General features: G+C 73.3%; 16 protein-coding genes. 3 read left to right on the forward strand and 13 right to left on the reverse strand.

The window, feature by feature from the left end:
* Positions 1–66: 66 nt before the first annotated feature.
* Together groL and ABEA26_RS16180 are read right to left on the reverse strand one after the other, a co-directional pair.
* Entirely contained in the window at positions 67–1692 is a 1626-nt protein-coding gene (groL, locus tag ABEA26_RS16175) for a chaperonin GroEL (protein ID WP_345593017.1), read from the reverse strand.
* Positions 1693–2093: 401 nt separating this feature from the next.
* Positions 2094–2297 carry a cold-shock protein gene (locus ABEA26_RS16180; protein ID WP_345593018.1) on the reverse strand — a complete coding sequence of 68 codons (204 nt, stop codon included), beginning with the start codon at positions 2295–2297 and terminating at the stop codon, positions 2094–2096.
* A 488-nt stretch (positions 2298–2785) separates the two neighbouring features.
* Here ABEA26_RS16180 and ABEA26_RS16185 point away from each other — a divergent pair, with 488 nt between their 5' ends.
* Positions 2786–2917 carry a hypothetical protein gene (locus ABEA26_RS16185; RefSeq protein WP_345593020.1) on the forward strand — a complete coding sequence of 44 codons (132 nt, stop codon included), beginning with the start codon at positions 2786–2788 and terminating at the stop codon, positions 2915–2917.
* A 4-nt stretch (positions 2918–2921) separates the two neighbouring features.
* On the opposite strand, the gene ABEA26_RS16190 is transcribed toward ABEA26_RS16185, so the two are convergent.
* The 3 genes from ABEA26_RS16190 to ABEA26_RS16200 form a co-directional block, all read right to left on the reverse strand.
* A complete protein-coding gene (locus tag ABEA26_RS16190; RefSeq protein WP_345593021.1) occupies positions 2922–3158 on the reverse strand; it encodes a hypothetical protein in 237 nt (78 codons plus the stop codon).
* Between the two features lie 302 nt (positions 3159–3460).
* Positions 3461–4528, reverse strand: a complete 1068-nt coding sequence (locus tag ABEA26_RS16195) for an SMP-30/gluconolactonase/LRE family protein (RefSeq protein ID WP_345593023.1) — start codon at positions 4526–4528, stop codon at positions 3461–3463.
* Between the two features lie 105 nt (positions 4529–4633).
* Positions 4634–5539: a helix-turn-helix domain-containing protein gene (locus ABEA26_RS16200; RefSeq protein ID WP_345593025.1), complete on the reverse strand. Its 906-nt coding sequence runs from the start codon at positions 5537–5539 to the stop codon at positions 4634–4636.
* 138 nt (positions 5540–5677) lie between these two features.
* Between ABEA26_RS16200 and ABEA26_RS16205 the strand changes: the two genes are divergently transcribed.
* Positions 5678–6205 (forward strand): SRPBCC family protein, encoded by a 528-nt coding sequence (locus ABEA26_RS16205; RefSeq protein ID WP_345593027.1) that lies wholly within the window; start codon positions 5678–5680, stop codon positions 6203–6205.
* Between the two features lie 213 nt (positions 6206–6418).
* Here ABEA26_RS16205 and ABEA26_RS16210 read toward each other — a convergent pair whose 3' ends face one another.
* From ABEA26_RS16210 to ABEA26_RS16245, 8 genes are all read right to left on the reverse strand, one after another.
* Positions 6419–6583: a hypothetical protein gene (locus ABEA26_RS16210; protein WP_345593028.1), complete on the reverse strand. Its 165-nt coding sequence runs from the start codon at positions 6581–6583 to the stop codon at positions 6419–6421.
* A gap of 158 nt (positions 6584–6741) precedes the next feature.
* Positions 6742–7455, reverse strand: a complete 714-nt coding sequence (locus tag ABEA26_RS16215; RefSeq protein WP_345593030.1) for an ANTAR domain-containing protein — start codon at positions 7453–7455, stop codon at positions 6742–6744.
* Between the two features lie 248 nt (positions 7456–7703).
* Entirely contained in the window at positions 7704–8162 is a 459-nt protein-coding gene (locus ABEA26_RS16220) for a GAF domain-containing protein (RefSeq protein WP_425587849.1), read from the reverse strand.
* A 71-nt stretch (positions 8163–8233) separates the two neighbouring features.
* Positions 8234–9283, reverse strand: coding sequence for a rod shape-determining protein (locus ABEA26_RS16225; protein WP_345593032.1), 1050 nt, complete (start codon positions 9281–9283; stop codon positions 8234–8236).
* 133 nt (positions 9284–9416) lie between these two features.
* Positions 9417–14129 carry an SAV_2336 N-terminal domain-related protein gene (locus ABEA26_RS16230; RefSeq protein ID WP_345593033.1) on the reverse strand — a complete coding sequence of 1571 codons (4713 nt, stop codon included), beginning with the start codon at positions 14127–14129 and terminating at the stop codon, positions 9417–9419.
* The gene (locus ABEA26_RS16235) at positions 14119–15144 is read right to left on the reverse strand and encodes an AAA family ATPase (RefSeq protein WP_345593034.1); all 1026 of its coding nucleotides are present in this window, start codon (positions 15142–15144) and stop codon (positions 14119–14121) included. The genes ABEA26_RS16230 and ABEA26_RS16235 overlap by 11 nt, the downstream gene beginning before the upstream one ends.
* Positions 15145–15199: 55 nt before the next feature.
* Positions 15200–16852 carry a VMAP-C domain-containing protein gene (locus ABEA26_RS16240; RefSeq protein WP_345593035.1) on the reverse strand — a complete coding sequence of 551 codons (1653 nt, stop codon included), beginning with the start codon at positions 16850–16852 and terminating at the stop codon, positions 15200–15202.
* Positions 16849–17298: a CU044_2847 family protein gene (locus ABEA26_RS16245; RefSeq protein WP_345593036.1), complete on the reverse strand. Its 450-nt coding sequence runs from the start codon at positions 17296–17298 to the stop codon at positions 16849–16851. Before ABEA26_RS16245 ends, ABEA26_RS16240 begins: the two co-directional genes overlap by 4 nt.
* 226 nt (positions 17299–17524) lie before the next feature.
* Between ABEA26_RS16245 and ABEA26_RS16250 the strand changes: the two genes are divergently transcribed.
* Positions 17525–21202, forward strand: coding sequence for a S8 family serine peptidase (locus ABEA26_RS16250; RefSeq protein WP_345593037.1), 3678 nt, complete (start codon positions 17525–17527; stop codon positions 21200–21202).
* The last annotated feature ends 153 nt before the right edge of the window (positions 21203–21355 follow it).

Consider the following 21355-nt stretch of genomic DNA (forward strand, 5'->3'; position numbering starts at 1 on the left):
CCCTGCCGGAACAGGGGGTGCCGCCCTCGGTACGTGAAGGACGGTCGATCAACCGGAACCGGTCGATCAGAAGTCCATGTCACCGCCCGGCATGCCGCCCGGGGCGCCGCCCGGGGCGGCCTTCTCCGGCTTGTCGGCGATGACGGCCTCGGTGGTGAGGAACAGCGCGGCGATGGAGGCGGCGTTCTGCAGGGCAGAGCGGGTCACCTTCGCCGGGTCGATGATGCCTTCGGCGATCATGTCGACGTACTCACCGGACGCGGCGTTCAGGCCGTGGCCGACGGTCAGGTTGCGGACCTTCTCCACGACGACGCCGCCCTCGAGACCACCGTTGACGGCGATCTGCTTCAGCGGGGCCTCCAGGGCGAGCTTCACGGCGTTGGCGCCGGTCGCCTCGTCACCCGACAGCTCCAGCTTCTCGAAGACCTGGGAGGCCTGGAGCAGGGCCACGCCACCACCGGCGACGATGCCCTCCTCGACGGCCGCCTTCGCGTTGCGAACGGCGTCCTCGATGCGGTGCTTGCGCTCCTTGAGCTCGACCTCGGTGGCGGCACCGGCCTTGATGACGGCCACGCCGCCGGCCAGCTTCGCCAGGCGCTCCTGAAGCTTCTCGCGGTCGTAGTCCGAGTCGCTGTTCTCGATCTCGGCGCGGATCTGGTTGACCCGGCCCTGGACCTGGTCGGCGGAGCCGGCGCCGTCCACGATCGTGGTCTCGTCCTTGGTGATGACGACCTTGCGGGCGCTGCCCAGGAGGTCCAGGGACGCGTTCTCCAGCTTGAGGCCGACCTCCTCGGAGATGACCTCGCCGCCCGTGAGGATGGCGATGTCGCCGAGCATGGCCTTGCGGCGGTCGCCGAAGCCCGGGGCCTTGACGGCGACGGACTTGAAGGTGCCGCGGATCTTGTTGACCACCAGGGTCGACAGGGCCTCGCCCTCGACGTCCTCGGCGATGATCAGCAGCGGCTTGCCCGACTGCATGACCTTCTCCAGGAGCGGCAGCAGGTCCTTGACGTTGCCGATCTTGGAGTTGGCGATCAGGATGTACGGGTCGTCGAGCGACGCCTCCATACGCTCCATGTCGGTGGCGAAGTACGCCGAGATGTAGCCCTTGTCGAAGCGCATACCCTCGGTGAGCTCGAGCTCCAGACCGAAGGTCTGGGACTCCTCGACGGTGATGACGCCTTCCTTGCCGACCTTGTCCATGGCCTCGGCGATGAGCTCGCCGATCTGGGTGTCGGCGGCGGAGATGGAGGCCGTGGAGGCGATCTGCTCCTTGGTCTCGACGTCCTTCGCCTGCTCCAGCAGGGCGGCGGAGACGGCCTCGACGGCCTTCTCGATGCCGCGCTTCAGGGCCATGGGGTTGGCGCCGGCCGCGACGTTGCGCAGGCCTTCCTTGACCAGGGCCTGGGCGAGAACGGTCGCGGTGGTCGTACCGTCACCGGCGACGTCGTCCGTCTTCTTGGCGACTTCCTTGACCAGCTCGGCGCCGATCTTCTCGTACGGGTCCTCGAGCTCGATCTCCTTGGCGATGGAGACACCATCGTTGGTGATCGTGGGGGCGCCCCACTTCTTCTCGAGGACGACGTTGCGGCCCTTGGGGCCGAGCGTCACCTTGACGGCGTCCGCGAGCTGGTTCATGCCGCGCTCGAGGCCGCGCCGTGCCTCCTCGTCGAACGCGATGATCTTGGCCATGTGAAGTGGTCCCTCCAGGACTGGGGGTGATTCCTTCGGACCGCGCCCGCGCCCGCGACGGACGGCTCGCCTGCCGTGCGGTTCCTTCCCCACCCGGCCTGCGGGCCTCACCGACCCGGTCCTTCGTTGTCACTCTCACCTTCAGAGTGCTAACGCAATGATTAGCACTCGCCCCTGCCGAGTGCAAGCGTCTCTCAGGGATCGACACCGGCGCTCAGCCACCCGCGAACACGGGCCGGCGGCGGTCCGGGGCGGTCCGCAGGAGGTCTTCGGGCCGGTCCGGGGCGCGTTCGGGGCACGTCCCGAGGCACATCCCGGGCACGTCCGGGCAGGCCGAAGGGCCCGTACCCCGGGAGGTACGGACCCTTCGGTCGAAGACCGCGCTGCGGTGGCCGCGCGTCTCAGGCGCTGAGGCGAACCATGTCGGCCTGCGGGCCCTTCTGACCCTGCGAGATCTCGAACTCGACCCGCTGGCCTTCTTCGAGGGTGCGGTAGCCGTCCATCTGAATCGCGCTGTAGTGGACGAAAACATCCGCACCACCGTCGACCGCGATGAAGCCGTACCCCTTTTCCGCGTTGAACCACTTCACGGTTCCGGTAGCCATGTCATTTCTCCTTTGGGGCAGTGCGCCGGAGCCCGCACTGTACGGACGCCGTGTCGCCGCGATGATCACCCCGCCCGGAAAAAGACCGGACATACAAAAGTGCTTCCAGTGGCACAATGTCCGACCGGAGAGCGCTTGAAGTTTCGGGAACCACAACTGCAACTGAGATCGACAGTAGCACGCCGCAGCGGCCAGTGTGCGGTGAAGAATTCACCCCTGCTCATTGCGGCATATAATCTGTCTGCCTGTTCCGTTGAAGTCTCAGCCCGCGGGCGCAGATATTGACACATCCCCACGACGTCATATTTGGAACACCCGCGCTTCTGCGATCCGGGCCGTCGCCACGCCAAAGACGTTCGACGACCCCCGGCTGCTCCTGGACAACGACGTGAGGCAGTGGACTGAGCTACCGCTGTGGCGAACCCACGCGGGCGTGTGGAAGGTCGAGTCGGCGCGGGCGCAGACCCGCGGGATTGGTGTGCCGCCCGTTGTCGGAGACGGTGACGGACGCCTGGACGTGGCTTCGCGACGGCGGGATGCCGGTGCCGCACCCGCGCTGGGCCGAGCACGGGATCACGCCGGAGAAGGAGGCCGTGATCCCGGCCGCGCTCGGTCGGTAGAGGGTCAGGCGCCGATCGCCAACGGGCTTTGAGCGCCGAGCCTGCGTGCCGGGGAGAGGGCGCCCAAGTCCTCGATCTGCTCGGCTAGGAAGAGGGCCGCTGGAGAGCACCGGAACTGAGGGCGTGTCAGCTCGAGCCGGGCGGCAGTAAGCCGCTCCATCATGCCCGAGCCGCGCCAGCCCGGCGGCACCTGGAAGACGGGCGTCAGGACCTCCTTGGCGCCCTCGACCTCGTCGCGCATTGAGCCTTGCGCGTGCCAGGTCGATGGCAGCCGGCCCCGAGACCACGATGGGCACCTCGGCCTGCGGCCGACTGCTGAGCGGGGTGAGTGCCGCGCGCCCACGGGCGGGAGCTACTGCACCTGCCCCTTCCCCGTGATGCTGGACGCTCCACGCGTGACTCCGCGGTGGCGAGCCGGGCGACCGGCTCGGCGGGCACCACGTCGGGGGCGCCGGGTGTTCACCTCGTCGCCGGTGCCGGCGGTGGGTGTGGCGAGCGCGTACACCGTGCGTTCGTGCCGTGCCGTGCCGTGCCGGGCGCGGGTCAGCGGTGGTGGTGGCCGTGCAGGTGGGCGCGCAGGAGGTTGGGGTCCTTCCGCGTGGTGTAGGCGGCGCTGAGGACGTACACCTCCTTGCCGCGCAGGGCGACGGAGGTGGGGTTCTGGAGTCCGTCGCCGGCGTGCAGAACGGTGGTGCTGGTGCCGTCGGGACGAATGCTCACGACCTTGTTGGGGCCGTTGAGGGTGGCGAGCACCTTGTCGCCCCGGCCGGTGAAGGCGAAGTCGTCGATGCCGGGCAGGCCCGTAGCCTTCAACTGCGGTGCTCCCGCCCGGTCTCCGCGGCGGATCGGGATGCGCAGGAGGGTGCCCTTGTCGAGGTTGGTCACCCACAGGGCGCCGTTGTGCACCTTCGCGCCGTTGGCTCCGAGGTAGCCGGTCGAGGCGAGCTCGGACGCTGTCGACCAGACGGTGGGCCGGCCCCCGGAGAGGGGGACGGTCGACACGGTGCCGAGCACCGAGTCGGTGATGTAGAGCCGCTTGGAATGCCGGTCCAGCGCCAGACCGTTGGGCAGGCCGTTCGCGGGCAGCGCGGTGATGCGCCGGGGGGCCTTGCCCGGGACCAGCCGCCACAGGCCCGTCAGGTCGGCGGTACCGGTCGCGTACAGCACGTACGTGGCGCCGTCGGCGTGGACGATGCCGGTGGTCAGGGGGAAGCGGAGGACGGGTGTATTGACTCCGCCGTCGGCGGGCGCGGGCAGCGTCGCCAGGATTCGGACGTTGCCCCGGGGGGTGATCCGGGCGACCTGGCGGCTGCCGGCGAAGGTGACGTGGGCCGTGCCGTCGGGCAGCAGGGCGATGTTCTCCGGCATCTGGCCCGCCGCCAGGTCGAAGTGCTTGGCGATTCGAACGTTGCTCAGGAACCTCGAAGCAGCCGCGGTGCTGTGGACGGGCGGTGCCGCACAGGCCCCCGCCGCGGTGCTGTGGGCGGGCGGTGCGGCGTGGGTCGTCGCCAGTGCCGGCTGGGCGGACAGGAGCGTGGTCGAAGCGGTGGCGGCCAGCAGGGCGACGGTAGTGATGGTCCTACTGCTTCGGCGGGTGATTCGGTGGGACATGGGTTCCTTCACTTCGCTGGTTTTGGGCAGGCTGAAGCCGCGATGCGGCGAGGCCGTGGTGATGGTGGTCGAGAGGGGTGACCGAGGGAGGCGTTCGAGGGAGGTTCAGGTGGTGGGGGTCCCCGCGTCGGCGTTCTCGCGCGGGAAGACCGCTTCCCGGGACGCGGCGCCGTGGGCGAGGAGCTTCAGGGATGCCGCGGAGGGGGACCCCGGGGCGGCCGTGGCGATCACCACGGCCGGTCCGCTTCCTTGCGGGCTCTGGAGTGTCTGCTGGGTGACGGTCAGGGTTCCGACCGTGGGGTGGTGCATCTCGTAATCGGCGACATCGCAGGCCAGGATCCGGTGATCGGCCCACATGGTGGCGAACTCCGGGCTGCGCATGATCAGTTCGCCGACGAGCCCGGCCAGCAGGGGATCCTGCGGGTACCGGCCGGCGGTGATGCGCAGGTTGCCGACCACGGCCTTGGCCTTGGTGGTCCAGTCGGTATAGAGGTCGCGGGCGTGGGCGTCGAGGAACACCAGCTTGGCCATGTTCGGCCGTTGCCCGGGTTCGTCGGGGCCGTGCCGGTCGAGATGACCGGCGAACAACGCGTGACCCTGCGTGTTCCAGGCCAGAACGTCGCTACGGCGGCCCATGACGAGGGCCGGGGTGCCTTCGAGAGCCGCCAGCAACGCGCTGGTGGCCGGGGTGATGCGCTCGGGACGGGGGCGTGGTGCGGCTTTGCCCTGCTTCGGTGCACGGGCGAGCTCGTGCAGATGGGCCCGCTCGGACTCGTCCAGACGCAGGGCGGTCGCGATGGCGTCGAGTACCTCGCGCGAGGCGTTGCGCGACTGGCCCTGCTCGAGCCTGGCGTAGTACGGCGCGCTGATGCCGGCGAGCATCGCCAGCTCCTCCCTTCGCAGCCCCGGCACCCGGCGCCGCTCGCCGTAGGTCCGCAACCCGACATCCTCGGGACGCAGAAGGCCCCGGCGTGCCTGGAGGAAGTCGGCGAGCTGCCCGTGCTTGTTCATGAGAGGGAGTATGTGCGGCAGCGCCGAACCGCGCCGCACCCTGCCGGGGTGCGGATCCGCAGAGTCTGGCTGCTCCCCGCTCCGGCCCCCAGGATGAGCCGCACATCCCCTCTGTCGCCTTCACCTCTGGGAGACCCGGTGAGCACCACTACGTCCGAGAACACCGACGCCACCCCGCTCGATTCGCCGGCCGGCCTCGATCTGGCACCCTTCGTCTTCACCAGGCGGTGCTGGGTCGATCTGACGCCGGACTCCGTGTATCACCTGATCAGCGACGTGTCTCTGATCGAGACGTGGAGCCCGAGCGCCAGCGCCGTGAGCTACGAGCCGGGGGAGGGCCCATGGGTCGGCGCACGGTTCAGCGGACGCAATCGCCGCGACGGACGTGAATGGGTCACCCACTCCGAAGTGGTCCGGGCAGATCCGGGTTCCGCGTTCGCCTTCGTCGTCGGCGGAGCCGAGCAAGGCATCGTCCGCTGGGACTGGCACCTCTCCAGGCAGGGCGCCGGGAGCGTCGTCCAGCAGACCTGGCGACTGCTGCGGACCGACCCGGTCCTGGGCGACACACCCGAAGACCTCCACGCCCTGCGGGACCACATGGCGAACAGCGCGGAGGCCACCCTGCTCTCCCTGGCGGAGTGGATCGCGGGCCACCGCGCCCGGTAGTGGCCGCCCCGGCCCGGGTGACGCACGACCGGGACGGAGTGCTCGTCCCACGTGGCCGTCCCGCAGGCATGGCGGTGACGGCCGGCGTCCGCACCGCCCCGGGTTCGGCGGAGGCCTGACCGCCGTCATGCTTGTTCGTTCCCCCCGGTGACGTCGCGGACGGGCGAGGCGGTCACCGGTGAAACGTCACCGACGCGGTCGGCGCACGGCCCACTAGAGACCGGCCGTGTCGTCCGCCGTGTCCGTGTCCGTGTCCGCCGTGTTCGCGTCCTCGTCGCGTTCGCCCTCCGCCTGGGAGGGCGTGGTGTGCCCCGGGTCTGGGAGGTCCGGCTCGTCGTCGCGTTCGCCCTCTGCCTGGGACGTGGTCTGCTCGCTCATCGTCGTGCCTCCTCCTGACGGACGGCGTTTCGGGCCGGGTACCCCGCCCGGGGCGTCGGCACCACACCGCCGGGCCCGGCCCCACCGCCTCCACGGCCACACCGCCGGGCCCGGCCCCACCGCCTCCACGGCCCCACCGCCTCCACGGCCTCGGCGCCTCAGCGGCCGATCCGGCCCAGTGCCGTCCGCAAGGCCGTACGCACCTCGGCCGGCGGGGGCGGGCCGTCGCTCCCGGCACTGGCGGTGACCGCCGCGGCGACGGCGCGCAGCTTGGTGTTGGACAACTGGGAGGCCTCCCGCAGGATGTGCCACGCCTCGTCCGACGTGCAGGCGTGCAGGGCCATGAGCACGCCCCGCGCCTGGTCGATCACCGGGCGTGAGGCGATCGCCCGGCGCAGCTGCTCCACCTCCTCCTGAAGGACGTGCAGCCGCTCGGCCGGAGCCGCCGGAGCCGCCGGAGCCGCCGGAGCCGCCGGAGCCGCCGGAGCCGCCGGGGGCATGGGCGCGGTTTCCGGCCGGTGGGCTGTGGCGTGCAGCGGGTCGGTGGTGTCCAGGCCCGCCAGTTCGAGGACCCGCAGCGGCCCGCCGTGCCAGTTCGTCGCCGTCACCGGCACCGCCTGCCGGTGGCTGAAGCCGCCCAGCAGGTCCAGGAACCGCAGTCCGGCCGTGTCCATGAACACCACGTCGCCCATGTCCAGGTCGACCCGCTCGATGTCGGCCGGCAGGGCCGCCAGGGCCTCGGCCAGGATGTCCGCGCACCCGTGGACGAGCTGTCCCCGCGGGACGAGCACCGCCCGGCCGGCGTCCACCCCGCTGTCTATGACCAGGGTGGCCGGCGTCCCCGCCGGACGTGGTGGTGCCGCTGGGGTCATGTCACCGCCTTGTCCGTCTCTTTCGATGCCTGACAGACGTCGCAACGTCACGCCCCCCGTGTGGGGTGCACCTGCCCGTCGGGCAGCGGACTACACCCGGCGCGGGGGAATGACCGGTCTACGGGTGGGTAAAGGTGCTGCCTGCCTCCTCCGGCCAGTCCCCTTCTCCCGCGCTCAGAGCGCCGATTGCCACGTGACCGTCGTCCCCCGGCCCTCGACCGGGCCCGTCACGCCGTCGTCGAGGACCGTCAGCCGCACACTCCGTCCCGGCCGTCCGGCAGGGCGGCGATCGCGTCCGCGGTGACCTCGACGCGGGTCACTCCCGGGCGGCCGGCCGCGTCGGTGAGGGCGTGGCGCAGGGCGGTGAGCAGCGCGATGGTGACGGCCGCGGCGCCCTCGATCCAGCGCTCGCGCTGCCGGGCCGTCTCGTACAGCCGGGCGGTGCCCACCGCGATACCGGCGTGCGTGGCCAGGACCCGCACCAGCTGCTCGTCCTCGGCCGTGAACGGGACGCCGCCGGGCCGCCCGGCCAGCCGCAGCTCGCCGAACGCCTCGTCCCCCACGTGGATCGGTACCCGCAGCCGGGGCGCGGTCTCCGGCACGTGGTGCGGGCCCGTGGTGCGGATCCCGGCGAGGCAGTCCCGGCCGGGGCCGGTCGCGATCAGGGCCGCGGAGGCGGCGCCGGTCAGTTCGGCGGCGTGGTCCACGACGCGCTGCGGGGTGCCGCGCGGACCGAGGCCGGTGCCGACGTCGTCCAGGACCGCTTCGAGCAGGCGGGTCAGTCGGATGACGTCGAGTGCAGGGACATCGGCTCGATCCGGCCCTCGAGCATGGTGCCGAGGCCCTGGACCGCGCACTCGCCGGGCCGTTCGGCGATGTGTACCGGCATGCCGGTGGCCTGACGCAGCATCTGGTCGAAGCCGGGCAGCAGCGCGCTCCCGCCGACCATCATGATCCCGCGGTCCGCGAGGTCCGCGACCAGGTCCGGCGGGCAGTCCCGCAACACCTTGCCGATGCCGTCGAGGACGGCCGTCAGCGGCGTCTGGATGGCGTCGCGGACGGCGGCGGTGTCGACCCGCACGGAGCGGGCGAGGCCGGTCGCCACGTCCCGGCCGTGGATCTCGGTGGACGTCGGCCCCTGGGCGGTCAGCCCGTTGCCGGACAGGGCGAGTTGCAGGGGGCGGACGGACTGGCTGGGCAGCATCAGCTCGTGCTGGTGGCGCAGGAGCTGCACGATCGCGTGGTCGACGGCCTCCCCGCCGACCGGGATGCGTTCGGCGGTCACGATCGAGCCGAGGGAGAGCACCGCCACCTGGGTGGCGTGCGCGCCGCACACCATGATCATGGTGGCCTCGGGCTGTTCCACCGGCAGTTCGCAGCCGACCGCCGCGGCGATCAGCGTGTCGACGAGTTCCACGCGGCGCGCGCCGAGCCCGACCAGCGTCTCGATCGCCGCCCGCTGGGCCAGCGGATCGGCGCCGTGCGGGGTGCAGACGGCGGCGCGCAGCCGGGGTTTGCGGCGCAGGGCGCGGCGGATCTTGTCGCCGAGCAGATGCCGCAGCATGCGCTGGGCCATCTCGATGTCGACGACCGTGCCACCCGAGATGGGCCGGACGACGCGGATGAAGGCGGGGGTGCGGCCGGTCATCTTCTCCGCGAGCTCACCGACCGCGATGAGCGCGCCGGTCCGGGTGTTGACCGCGGCGGCGGAGGGCTGGTCGACCACCAGCCCGACCCCCTTGACGTACACGCGGGTCCGCGCCGCGCCCAGATCGACGGCGAAGTGGCAGCGGCGCAACTGCTCCAGACTGGCGGTACTGGCGGTCATGGCAGATCCTCCCGAGAGCGCGGACCGTGCGGGGCCGCCCGGTGGCCGGCCTCCTAGGCATCGTGCGCGGGGGCCGGGGCGGGCGCCCCCTGGACAGGGCCGGGCGGGGGGCCGCTGAACGGGGGTCGTGCGGTCAGCGGTGCTCGGCCGCCGTGAGCAGCGGGCGCAGGTCCGGTACGAGGAGCGCGTCGCCGTCCGCCCTACGCAGGTAGCGCCGGGCCTCTTCGCCGCGCCAGTAGCCGATGAACGGCACACCGGCCGCGCGGGCGGCGGACTGTTCGGCGGCACTGGAGCCGATCAGCACACAGTCGCCGGGGGCGGCGTCGAGCCGCTCCAGGGCCCGGTGCAGGACGTCGGGGTCGGGCATGAGGCGGGAGAGGTCCGAGTCCCGGCCGTGGACGCCGCCCGGCAGGGCGTCCAGCAGGCCGCGTCGTCTCAGGTAGGCGGTGACCGGGGCGGGCGCCCGGTCGGTCACCACGGCGACGGGCACCTCGCGGATGTGCAGCGCTCGGATCAGCCGGTCGGCCAGGGGGGTGGGCCGCGCGGTCCGGGCCGCCCGTGCCTCGTGACGGTCGAGGCGGAGCCGCGCGTCGTGGGCGAGCCGGTGCCCGGCGAGCGCCCGGATGAAGTCGAGGGTGCCGGCGTACCCGTCCGACGCGACCCGGGGCAGCGGCGCCCCGGCCAGTGAGTCCTCGGGATCACGCTCCTCGACGAGGAGTGCCGCGATGTCCAGGAGCACCTCCCGCTCCGCGGCGGGTCGGTACAGCCGGGCCACCACGTCGTCGAAGCCGAGCAGCACGCAACGGGCGCGGGCGATCAGGAACGCGGGAGAAGCCGCGGTGTGGAGGGGCCGGGGCCGCCCGGGTGTGACGGTATCGTCCGGCCGCGAGGTGACCGGCCGGGTGGCGTCCGGTGCCGGCAAAGGCGTCGGGGACTCGGTCGCGGCACCGGCCCACCCGACCGGGTGGTACCAGCCCGTGTCGTCGCCCAGCGGCCGGAACACGCCCGGGGCGAAGGTGGGGCCGTCCCGTCCCTCCCTGTGCGGCTCGTCGTGGTACAGGGAGTCCGAGAGGGCGACGACCGCCTGCGCGCCGGAGGCGTCCAGTGCCGCGCCGACCGACTCGGCGTCCGCGCGGTAGGACTGCTCCTCGCCGCCGTCCAGCCGGAACTCCGTCTGCCAGAACTCGGCCCGCAGCCGCAGGCCGCCCACGTGAACCAGCAGCCCGGACAGTTCCTCCACGGTCGCCCGGAGCAGGGCGGAGGCATCCGACCCCGGCGCCAGCAGTACGAGGAAGCCCTCCTGATCGTCCAGGAGTTCGTACGTGTCACCGACGAGCCCGCTGTCCGCCAGCAGGTCGGTGACCACCCGGTGCAGGGCCGCGCGGGCCCCGCCCCCGTGCGGACCGTCGGCGTACGAGTAGCGGGCGCAGTCGCGGAAGTCGGTATAGGCGTCGGTGTCGGTGTCGGCCTGCGCGAGCTCCTCCGCGAGCTCCTTTCCGAGCTCTGTCAGGTACTCGGCCTGCTCCCGGGCCTCTTCCGGGTCGAGGTCCGGGTCGTAGTGGGGACCGTCCCCCCACGCGGCGCTCGCGGCGATCGCCTCGGCCGCTTCGGCCTCCTCCTCGGTCGGTCCCTTCGCCGGCCCCTCCGCCGAGTCCAGCAGCGGCGTCCAGAGGCCGTCCTCCGTGGGGAAGGGGCCCTCCGCCAGCTCGTCCGGCGCGGACACGGTGCCGTTCGGTCCGTCCTCGTGCGGGGGCTCCTCGTACGCCTGCCACGGAGCGTCGTCCGCCGGCTCGTCGTGCTCCTCGCGCAGTTCCCGGCCCAGGACGAGCAGAGCCGGGCTCCGCCCCCCGGACAGTTCGTACTCCTCGTACACCGCCAGGGCGTCCTCGCCGCGGCCCTGGCGGCGCAGCGCGATCAGGTACAGGCGGAGGAAGTCCTCCCGGTGCGGGTGGGTGTGCAGCAGGCCGGCCAGGTCGGTGGCGGCCCGGTCGTACTCGCCGAGGATCAGGTCGAGCTCGGCGAGCTTGGTGTGCAGGGCGAGGCGCAGCCGGGCCAGGCGGGTGCGGGCGGTGCGGGCGGCGGGACCGGGCACGTCCGCGAGCGGCTCGTCGCCGCGCCAGAGTGCAAGCGCCCCGGTGACGAGATCGCGGGCCTCGATGTGCGCGCCCGTCAGCCGAGCCGCGTCGGCGTCTCGGACCAGGGCGTCGCAGTGCACCACGTCCACTTCGTCGGCGCTGGTGTGCAGGGCGCAGCCATGGGCGGACGTCGCCAGTACGCCGGGGCCCAGGACGTCCGCCAGCCGGGTGGCCAGCCGGGTCAGCTCGGCCCGCGGGTTGCGCGGCTCGTCACCCGGGTCCCACAGCCCCCACCGCAGCTCCTCGTGCGTCACCGTGCGGCCGTGCTTGAGCAGCAGCATGGCGAGCAGCGCCCGGACGTCCGGCGGCAGGTCGGGGGAACCGTCCGGGAGGTCGACCCGCACGGGTCCCAGGACGCGGTACCGGCGCCGCTCGTACGCTTCGCCCGCCTGGTCCGTCAGCCGCGGGTCCGCGAGCAGCCGCAGACCCCGGGCCTGTGCCGCGGGGGAGGCGGACATCATCAGGTCGAAGGCGTGCGCGTAGTGGATGCGCAGGGCCCCGGGCAGCCGGTCGAGGCGGCGGGAGTCGATCGGGACGGTCAGGTGCGAGGTCCCCGACGTCAGCAGCAGCATGACGTCGCACAGGGCCCGCAGGTCCTCGGAGCGACCGGCCGGGCCCGAGGTACGCCCCGGTTCGAAGAGGCTGAGCCGGACCGTGCCGTCCGGCAGGAGGACCACCCGGGAGGTTTCCGGACCGCCGTGCGTGACGCCCGCCTCGTGCAGGGCGGTGAGCGCCCGCGACAGCTGCGCCCCCACCGACACCGTCAGCGGCATCGGCAGCCGCCGGCCGCCCGACCGGGTGAGCGCGTTCAGGGCGATGCCGTCGAGGTGCTCCATGACGACGTACGGGATGTCGTCCGCGATGCCGCGGTCGAGGACGCTGACCAGGTTCGGATGGGCGATCTCCGTCAGGCGGTGCGCGTGCCGCAGGAACGCCTGGCGCGACGCGGGGTCGGTGTTCGTGTCGTGCAGCCGGACCGCCACGGTCCGGTTCGCCACGGTGTCCTCGGCCAGCCACATCCTCCCGGTGGGCGCGAGCCGTCGCACCGGGCGGTAGCGCGCTCCCAGTTCGGGAGGGAAGGGCGTCAGGGTCAGGGGCCGTTCCCGCGCGGCCAGCTGCCGCGCGCTCTCCTGGCTGATCGACGCGAACGACTCGTTCCCGTCGGCCCGCTCGGTGCCGTCCCGCGCGGGGATCAGCGCGCGGAACTCGCCGGGCGCCCGCCCCGCCCGCTCGTCGATCAGGCCGCCGGTCCGCAGCAGCAGCTCGTGGGTGCGGTTGCGGGCGGTTCGGGGCAGACCGCGCAGGAGGAGGTCGCGTACGCCGGGCCGGAACGCGTACGAGCCTGGCGGCCCGGGGACCGTGGTGAGCAGACCGCTGAGGATGACCTCGGCCAGGTGCTGGGGGAGCGGATGCGGTTCGACGGCGGCCTGCACCAGGCGCATCACCGGCAGGTCCGGGCGCCCGAGCGCGAGGTGGCCGGCCAGCCGGAAGGCCTGGGGGGACGCGCCGGCGCGAAAGCGCAGGACCAGTTCCCCGGGGGACAGCCGCGACACGTCGGTGCGGTCGTCGGCGTCGGTCGGCAGGGGGCGGTGCAGGGCCGCGGCCGCGCCCGGGTACCGGGTGCCGCCCGGACTCGCGACCAGCGCGGCCCAGTTCGCCAGCCACTCGGGTCCCGGTTCCAGTACGGGGACGGGTACGGCTCCCTCGGGTGCGCGGGGCGCGGTGCTGTCGTACGGCGTGAAGGTGAGCGACGCGCTGGGCGCGGCCCGGTGCGGGGCCGACAGCCGGCCGGGCACCGGCGGCAGGGCGGTGTCCCGCCACAGCTGTTCGGGCAGCGGCTGGAGGACGGCCAGGGGCGTCCGGCGCGCCCAGCGGCGCAGGGTGGCGAACCACGCGGTGCCGGCCGGGCCCTCGCGCCACTGCGGGCCCATGCAGTCGCTGATCAGCAGGGTGACGGTACGGCCGTCGGCGGGCGCCTGGGCTCCGTCGCCGCGGACGGTGCCGTCGGGTTCCGCGCGGTGCAGGGTGACCGTGCGGAAGACGCCCGACTGGGCGAGGGCGGTGTGCAGTTCGCGCACCAGGGGCTGCCAGACGGGCATGGTGGGGCCCGTGTCGTGCACCAGGTTCAGCCGCAGCCAGCGCTCCCGCACGGGACGAAGCACCGGCAGCCACCACTCGGGACCCGCCCCGAGGCGGGCGATGCGGTCGGCGGTCGCGGACTCGTCCACCTCCTGGCCCACCGGGGCGTCGGTACGGCGCTTCAGCGGGCGCAGGGAGCGCTGGAGCGCGAGGGGGTGCCGCAGCATCGGCGGGGCGGGGGCGAGCAGGGCGCTGTGCGGTTCGGCGGCCGACGCTCCGGGAACGGAGGCCTGGGACGGCAGGCGCAGGGGGGTGCGGGGGGCCTCCGGTGCGGGAAGCGGCTCCGCCGCGGGCCGGTCGGTTCGGGACGGCCCGTCCTGTCCGTCCTGCCGGTGCTGGGGGTTCCGTGGGTCCCGTTCAGGCGTCGCCCGAGGCGCGGGCGGTGCCGGCTTTGCGGGTTCCGCGTCGGCCGCCGGGCCCGGCGCGTTCCGCGTCGGGTGCTCCATGTGACCCGCCAGCCACAGGAGTTCCGCCAGCTCCAGCGGGGTCGGGCGGACGCCCGAGGCCGCCCGGCCGAGGATGTCGGCCAGGTGGGGGAGGGGTTCGGGCGAGCCCGGGCGGTCAGAAGACATCGGGCTGCGGCGACCGACCCAGGTAGGGCATCAGCTGCTCCGCCAGCTCGTCGAGGGAGTCGGTGCCCAGACCGGAGGAACGGGCCAGGTAGATCGCGTTGAGCAGCTGGTCCGTGGCCAGCTCGCCGCTGCCCACCCGGGACAGGAACCGGTCGATCAGCCGCTGCGCGTACCCGTCGGGCTCGCCCAGGTGGGCGCGGACGATCTCGGCGAGGTGGTCGTCGTCCGGCTGCCGCAGGCGCAGCGAGACGCAGCGGCGCAGGAAGGCCGGCGGGAACTCGCGTTCGCCGTTGCTGGTGAGGACGACGAAGGGGAAGGACTTGCAGCGGACCCGGCCGCGCTCCACCGGCACCCGCTGGTCGGTGCCGTCGACCAGGACCTCCGCACGCCCGTCGGGGGCGTCCCGGGAGGCCCGCACGAGTTCGGGGATCTCGTACTGGCCCTCCTCCAGGACGTGCAGCAGGTCGTTGGGCAGGTCGAGGTCGCTCTTGTCGATCTCGTCGATGAGCAGGGCGCGCGGGCGGGCGTAGGGGAGGAGGGCGGTGCCGAGCGGGCCGAGGCGCAGATGGTCCTCGATGCCCGTCCCGGCGGCCGGGGCGCCGGACCGTTCCGTGGTGTGCCGGGCCGCGTACAGGCGGGAGAGCGGGTCGTACGTGTAGAGGCCGTCGTGGAGGGTGCTGCGGCTGGTGATGTTCCACCTCAGGACCGGACCGAGCCGCAACTCACGGGCGACCGCGTAGGCGAGGGACGACTTCCCGGTCCCGGGCGGGCCGGTGACCAGCAGCGGGCGCCGCAGGTACAGGGCCGCGTTCACCAGTTGCACCGTGTGCTCGGTGGCCTGGTAGGTCGCGGCACGGTGGGCGCGGTCGGGCGAGGCGGTGGCGGCCTCGCCGTCCTCGTCCGGCGGGTCGAGCACGGGATGGCCGCCGAAGGCACGCCAGGGCGGTGGTGGGGGCAGCTTGGTGATGCCGTCGTGCGGGGCCGGCGCGCCGGTGTAGACGGGCCACAGGGGCATGGTTCTTCTCTCCGAGCGATCGGTGCGGCGGTGGTTCGGTGCGGCGGTGGGCTGTTCAACTGACGGGCGAGTGCAGCAGGGCGGTGGGCTCGGCGAAGCAGCGGGGGTCGTCCCACAGCAGCTGGACGTCCCTCGCCCAGTGCTCGCCGGGGACGTCGGCCGCGTCCGCCGCCTCGCGCAGCTCTCTTACCAGGCGGGGAAGTTCGGACGGCGGCACACCGGCCACGGACACCGTGAGTTCGTCGAGGAACACCGTGCCGGGGCAGGGGCCGTCGTGGCCGTCGCGGGGGCACCCCTCGCGCGGCCACAGCAGCACGGGGACGGGGACGTGGAGACCGACCTCGAAGTACTCCCGCGCAGCTGCGGGCGCGGTGGCGAACCCGACCAGCTCCACGTCGTCCCGCCACCTTCTGCGCAGGCCGGCCGGCCGCTCCCGGGCGCCGCAGTCGACGCGGTGCAGCGTGCCGCCCGGGCTGACCCCGAGCTTGCGCCACTTCTTGCGGAGTTGGTGGCGGAGCCGTCCGCTGCGGTGGCGGTGGCGGTCGGTCACCACGAGCGGGTAGGCGCAGCCGAGCGGGGTGGGGTCGTGCTCGCTGCACTCCCAGTGCGCCACCGGTGCGTTCAGCCACTCGCGCGGCAGTACGAACGTGAGCAGCTCCTCGGCGCCGGGATCGAGCTGGGCGAACGCCTCGTCGATGCGCTCCTGCACGAACGGCCGCACCGCGCCGCGGGCCAGCCGGCGCGTGCCCACCGGGCGGCGCTGCCCGTCCCGGTAGGCGGACACCTCGACGGTGACCTGGTCGGCACCGGCACCGCTGTGATCGATCTCCACGACGATGGGCGACCAGGTCGCGGGGCGCGGCAGCGGGGCGTCCAGCAGTTCCGCCAGCCGGTCGGCGAGCCGGGCCACGGCGGCCGGCTCCGGCACCTCCCACTGCACGTAGGCGGCGGCTTCCCACAGGGACGCGAAACCCCCGTCCGGCGGCGGCGGGTCGAAGGCGTCCATGGCGGAGACGTACAGCCGGTTCGGGTCGCACGCCAGGCCGGTCTTCTCGGCCCGGCGCACCAGTGAGTACAGCCGCCTGCGCGCGTCCGCCCGGTGGCCGGGAGTGGGGACGAGTTCGCCGAGGTCCGGCCAGTAGCGTGCCATGACCTCGACCGGGAGCATCCTGCCGACGCGTACGTCCCTGGCGCCCGCGACCGCCGAGACCATGCCGACGACCGTGCCGTCGGCCAGGGTCGCCGCCGCCCCGCTGAACCCGGCCGCCAGCGGCTGCCCGTGCCCTGTGAGCGCCTCCAGCTGGACCCACTCGTCAGAGATGAGCGGGCCGGGCAGCGCGCGGTAGGAGGCGAGCATGCCCTCGTCGTACCCCTTCGGGAAACCGTAGGCGACCAGCTCGGGGGCGGGTGCGGTCCGCTCCGCGCCGGGCCGGGCGAAGGAGGCCGGGGTGAGCGGCACGTCGCGGTCCAGTTCCAGTACGGCCAGGTCGCCGACGTCGGCGGCGCCGCCCCGCCAACCGCCGTGCACGGCGACCGTGGCGGGCAGTTCGCCCAGATCGCGGCGGCCGGGGAAGGTCACCGTGACGCTCGCGCTCTCGCACCACCGCACGACATGGGCGCAGGTGAGGAGCCGGCGGGCGGAGACGAGGAATCCGGCGCCGACCTCCTTGCCGCACTCGACGCGAGCATGCCACGCGACGCCGCTCATGACCGACCGGCGGCTTCCGGGCCCTGAGCGCGCACCGAATCCTCCGGACGCACTGCACCGTCCCGCCCCGCCGGATCGTCCCGCCCCGCCGGATCGTCCCGCCTCGCCGGATCCTCCGGGCGTGCCGGGCCCGGCTCCGGCGACCAGCTCAGCCGCACGACCAGATGGCCCTCCGCCGACCCCTTGGCGATGATCGCGCCGGCCTCCGCGCTCAGCTTGACCCCGAACTCCAGCTCCACCGAGTCCGGTCTGAGCGAGCCGTCCCTGAAGATCCGCAGCGCGGACTGGGCCGCTGCCCGCACGCCCTCCAGGGAGCCCTCGAAGGTGCGTGCCGCCTGGGCCGGACCGTCGCCGCGTGAGACCAGCCGTGCCCCGTCCTCGTCCTCGACGCCCTCGACGACCACACGCACGCCGTCCTCGGTCTTGAACTCGGTCAACCCGTCCATGGCGCCGCTCGCTCCCCGTAAGCCCTACGTACCTCTGTGACACACCATTGTGTCGGACGGCACTCGGCCGTGTCCCGTGTCGCGATGCCGGTCCCTTGCGCCCCTGGCGGAAAACCGCCAAGGCGTCAATCCGCCACGGCCGGTCAACTCCCTTGTCCCACAGGTCCCCTGAGACTGCTCACAGCACTCGTCGCAGCACTCTACGACGATACGAAGAGAGGCGTGGATGAGCAGAGGACCAGTCAGACGCGGAGCGACCCTCCTGTCGGCGGGGCTCGTGATCGCGCTGCTGCCGGCCGGCACGGCGGCAGCGCAGGAGCCGCCCCCGGACACGGCACGCACCCCGGCCGCAGCCACCACCACCGGCGGTACGGCCGCCGCGGCCGCCGCCCGTACCGTCACCCTCGTCACCGGCGACCGGGTGACCGTCACCGACCTCGGCGGCGGCAGGAAGGCCGTCGCGGTCGAGCGGCCCGAGGGCGCCACCGGCGCCGTGCACACGCGGAGCGCCGACGGCCGGACCACGGTCGTACCGGACGAGGCCCTGCCGTACCTGCGCGACGGCAGCCTCGACGAACGGCTCTTCGACGTAGGTGAGTTGCTGGATCAGGGGCTCGCCGACACCGAGACCGGCGAACTGCCGCTGATCGTGACCTACGAGAAGGGCACCCGGGCCGCCACCCCGAGGGGGACCGAGCGCACCCGGGCGCTGCCCAGTGTGCGCGGGGCCGCCGTCGAGGCCGACAAGGGGCGTGCATTCTGGCGGGAATTCACCCGCCGGGGCGCCGGCATCGACGGTGTGTGGCTCGACGGACGGGTCACCGCCGCCATGGCCGAGTCCAACGCGCAGATCGGTACGCCCGAGGCATGGGAGGCCGGGCTGACCGGCAAGGGCGTCACCGTGGCCGTGCTGGACAGCGGCGTGGACGCCGGCCATCCCGACCTCGCCGGACGGGTCGCGCAGAGCCGGAGCTTCATAGCCGGGGAGGAGGTCGCCGACCGCCACGGCCACGGCACCCACGTCGCCTCCACCGTGGGCGGCAGCGGCGCGGCCTCCGACGGCAGGGAGAAGGGCGTCGCGCCCGGCGCCGACCTCGCGGTGGGCAAGGTCCTGAGCGACCAGGGCACCGGCAGCGAGTCCGAGATCATCGCCGGCATGGAGTGGGCCGCCCGGGACGTGGACGCCGACATCGTGTCCATGAGCCTCGGCTCCACCGAGCCCAGCGACGGCACCGACCCGATGGCCCAGGCCGTCAACACCCTGTCCCGCGAGACCGGCGCCCTGTTCGTCATCGCCGCCGGCAACACCGGCAGCCCGTCCTCCATCGGCTCGCCCGGCGCCGCCGACGCCGCCCTGACGATCGGCGCCGTCGACCCGGCCGACGAGGCGGCCTGGTTCACCAGCGCCGGGCCCCGGTACGGGGACAACGCCCTCAAGCCCGACCTGTCGGCCCCGGGCGTGGGCATCCTCGCCGCCCGTTCCAGGCTCAGCGAGGGCAGCGGCGACTACACCTCCATGGACGGTACGTCGATGGCGACGCCGCACGTCGCCGGAGTGGCCGCCCTGCTCGCCGAGCAACACCCCGACTGGAGTGGCGCGCGGCTCAAGGACGCGCTGATGTCCACCTCGAAGCGACTCGACGCCTCCGCCTACCAGCTGGGCGCGGGCCGGGTCAGCGTGCCGGACGCGATCGGCGCCGATGTCACCGCCACCGGCAGCGCGGACCTCGGCTTCCACTCCTGGCCCTACGAGGCCAACGAGCCGGTCACCCGCACCGTCACCTACACCAACGCCTCCGACGCGGCCGTCGAGTTGCAGCTCGCCGTGCGGGGAGCGCCCGAGGGCGTCGCCACCCTCGCCGACACCGCCCTCACCGTGCCCGCGCACGGCACCGCCTCCACCACCGTCACCGGGGACGGGTCCAAGGCCCCGGTGGGAGCGACGAGCGGTGTGATCGTGGCGTCCGGCGCGGACGGCACGCCGGTCACGCACACCGCGTTCGGCCTGGTCAAGGAAGAGGAGCGGTACACCCTCACCGTGCGCGTCAAGGACCGGGCGGGCGACGCCACCCCGGCCGACCTGGTGGTCCAGCGCCTCGCCGAGGGCACCGACCCCGTTCCCGCGCACGTCGGCGAGTCCGGCACCCTTCAGCTGCGCCTCGTGCCGGGGACGTACAGTCTGACCTCCTTCCTGGACGTGCGCGGCAGCAACGGCGCCGACTCGCTCGGGCTCGGCTTCCTCGCGGCGCCCGAGGTCGTCGTCGACCGGAACCGCGAGATCACCCTCGACGGTCGCGAACTGCGTGAGATCAGCGCCGACGTCGACAAGCGCACCGAGACGCGGCAGCTGCTCATGGAGTACGACCGCAGCGCGAACGGCTCGGACCTGTTCGGCGCCGTTCAGGTGCCCCCGACGTACGACAGTGTCTTCGCCGCGCCCACCGGCGAGAAGGTCACCGAGGGCGACTTCGAGTACCGGACCGTGTGGCGGCTCGGCAAGCCGCTGCTGGAGGTCAGGGGCATCGGTGAGGCCGTCGTCCAGTCGGGCGGCACCCTGATCGAGGGGCGCGGCCGGCTGCCGCTGGTCGACGTCGGGGACGGGCCCTTCCCGGACGGTGTCCGGGGCAAGGCGGTCCTCGCCGAGCTCACCGGGGGCACCGAACCGGCCGCCCTCGCCCAGGCCGCCCAGGACGCGGGCGTGAAGGCCCTGTTCGTGACGGACGACGCGCCCGGACGGCTGATGTCTTGGTGGGGCACGGCCGACAACGCCGACCGGCCGCTGCAGATCGCCACGGTGAGTGCCGCCGACGCCAAGCGGCTGCGCGACGCGGGGCGCGTCCACATGACCGGGACCCGCGACACGCCCTACACGTACGACCTGTCCGAGGGGCACCGCGGTGCCGTGCCCGACCGGGACCTCACCTACGAGCCCGGGCACCGCGACCTCGCCGTGCTGTCGGCCAAGTACCACGCGGCCGAGCCCACCGCCGGCGGCGAGTTCCGGTACTCGATCACCGACACCTTCCCGATCGGCCTCGGCTTCCGGGAGCGGATCGACTTCCCGGCCGAGCGCACCGAGTACGTGTCGACGGGGCCCGGTCAGCTGTGGCACGAGTCCGTGACGACCGCCGACGGCGCGCTGGAGCAGCGCTCCGGGACGGTCCGGTACGAGGGAGGGAAGCGCAAGAAGCTGGACTGGTTCAAGCCCGTGTGGCACCCCTACCTCGGCACCGGGCTGGGCTGGGGACAGCAGCGCGTGGGCAACCGGCTCCAGTTCAACGCCCCCGGCTGGGGCGACTCCGGCCCCGACCACACCGGCTTCGGCGACGTGTGGAGCGAGACGAGCGGGATGTCGCAGACCACGTCGGTGTACCTGGACGGCGAACTGGTCGACCAGGGACCGAGTTCCACCGCCTACGTATCGGACGCGCCGGCCGACGAGCGCACGTACAAGCTCGTCACCGACACCGCGCTCGACCCCGGACGCTGGAAGCTCGGGACCGAGGGGCACGCCGAGTGGACCTTCCGCTCGGCCGCCACCCCCGACGACCGCTGGACCTACCTGCCCCTGCTCAACCTCTCCTTCGACGTCGGCACCGACCTCGCGGGCGAGGTGCGCGGCGGGAAGAAGCTGCGGGTCGGGATCGACGCCGAGTACGTGGCGGGCGCCCCCGACACCGGGAAGATCGGCGGCGGCAAGCTGGAGGTGTCGTACGACGAGGGCGAGACCTGGCAGCAGGTCCGGCTGCGCGGCGGCCACGGGAAGGGGGACGGGGAGGCGTCCTGGAACGGGACGCTGAGCGTGCCCCGTGACGCCGGGCACGTCTCGCTCCGCGCCTCGGCGCGCGACGACCGGGGCGGCTCGGTCACGCAGGAGATCGTGCGGGCGGTGGCCGTGCGGTGACACGCGGACGGCGCCGCCTCCCTGGGACGGGGAGGCGGCGCCGTCTGGTTTCTCGGACCGTCAGACCAGCCAGCCGACGAAGTGGACGATGCCGGCGAGGATGTCGGTGAGAAGGTTCATGATCGTGCAGCTCCTTGTGCTGTGCATGTGTGG

The sequence above is a fragment of the Streptomyces marokkonensis genome (assembly GCF_039539045.1).
Classification (GTDB): domain Bacteria; phylum Actinomycetota; class Actinomycetes; order Streptomycetales; family Streptomycetaceae; genus Streptomyces; species Streptomyces marokkonensis.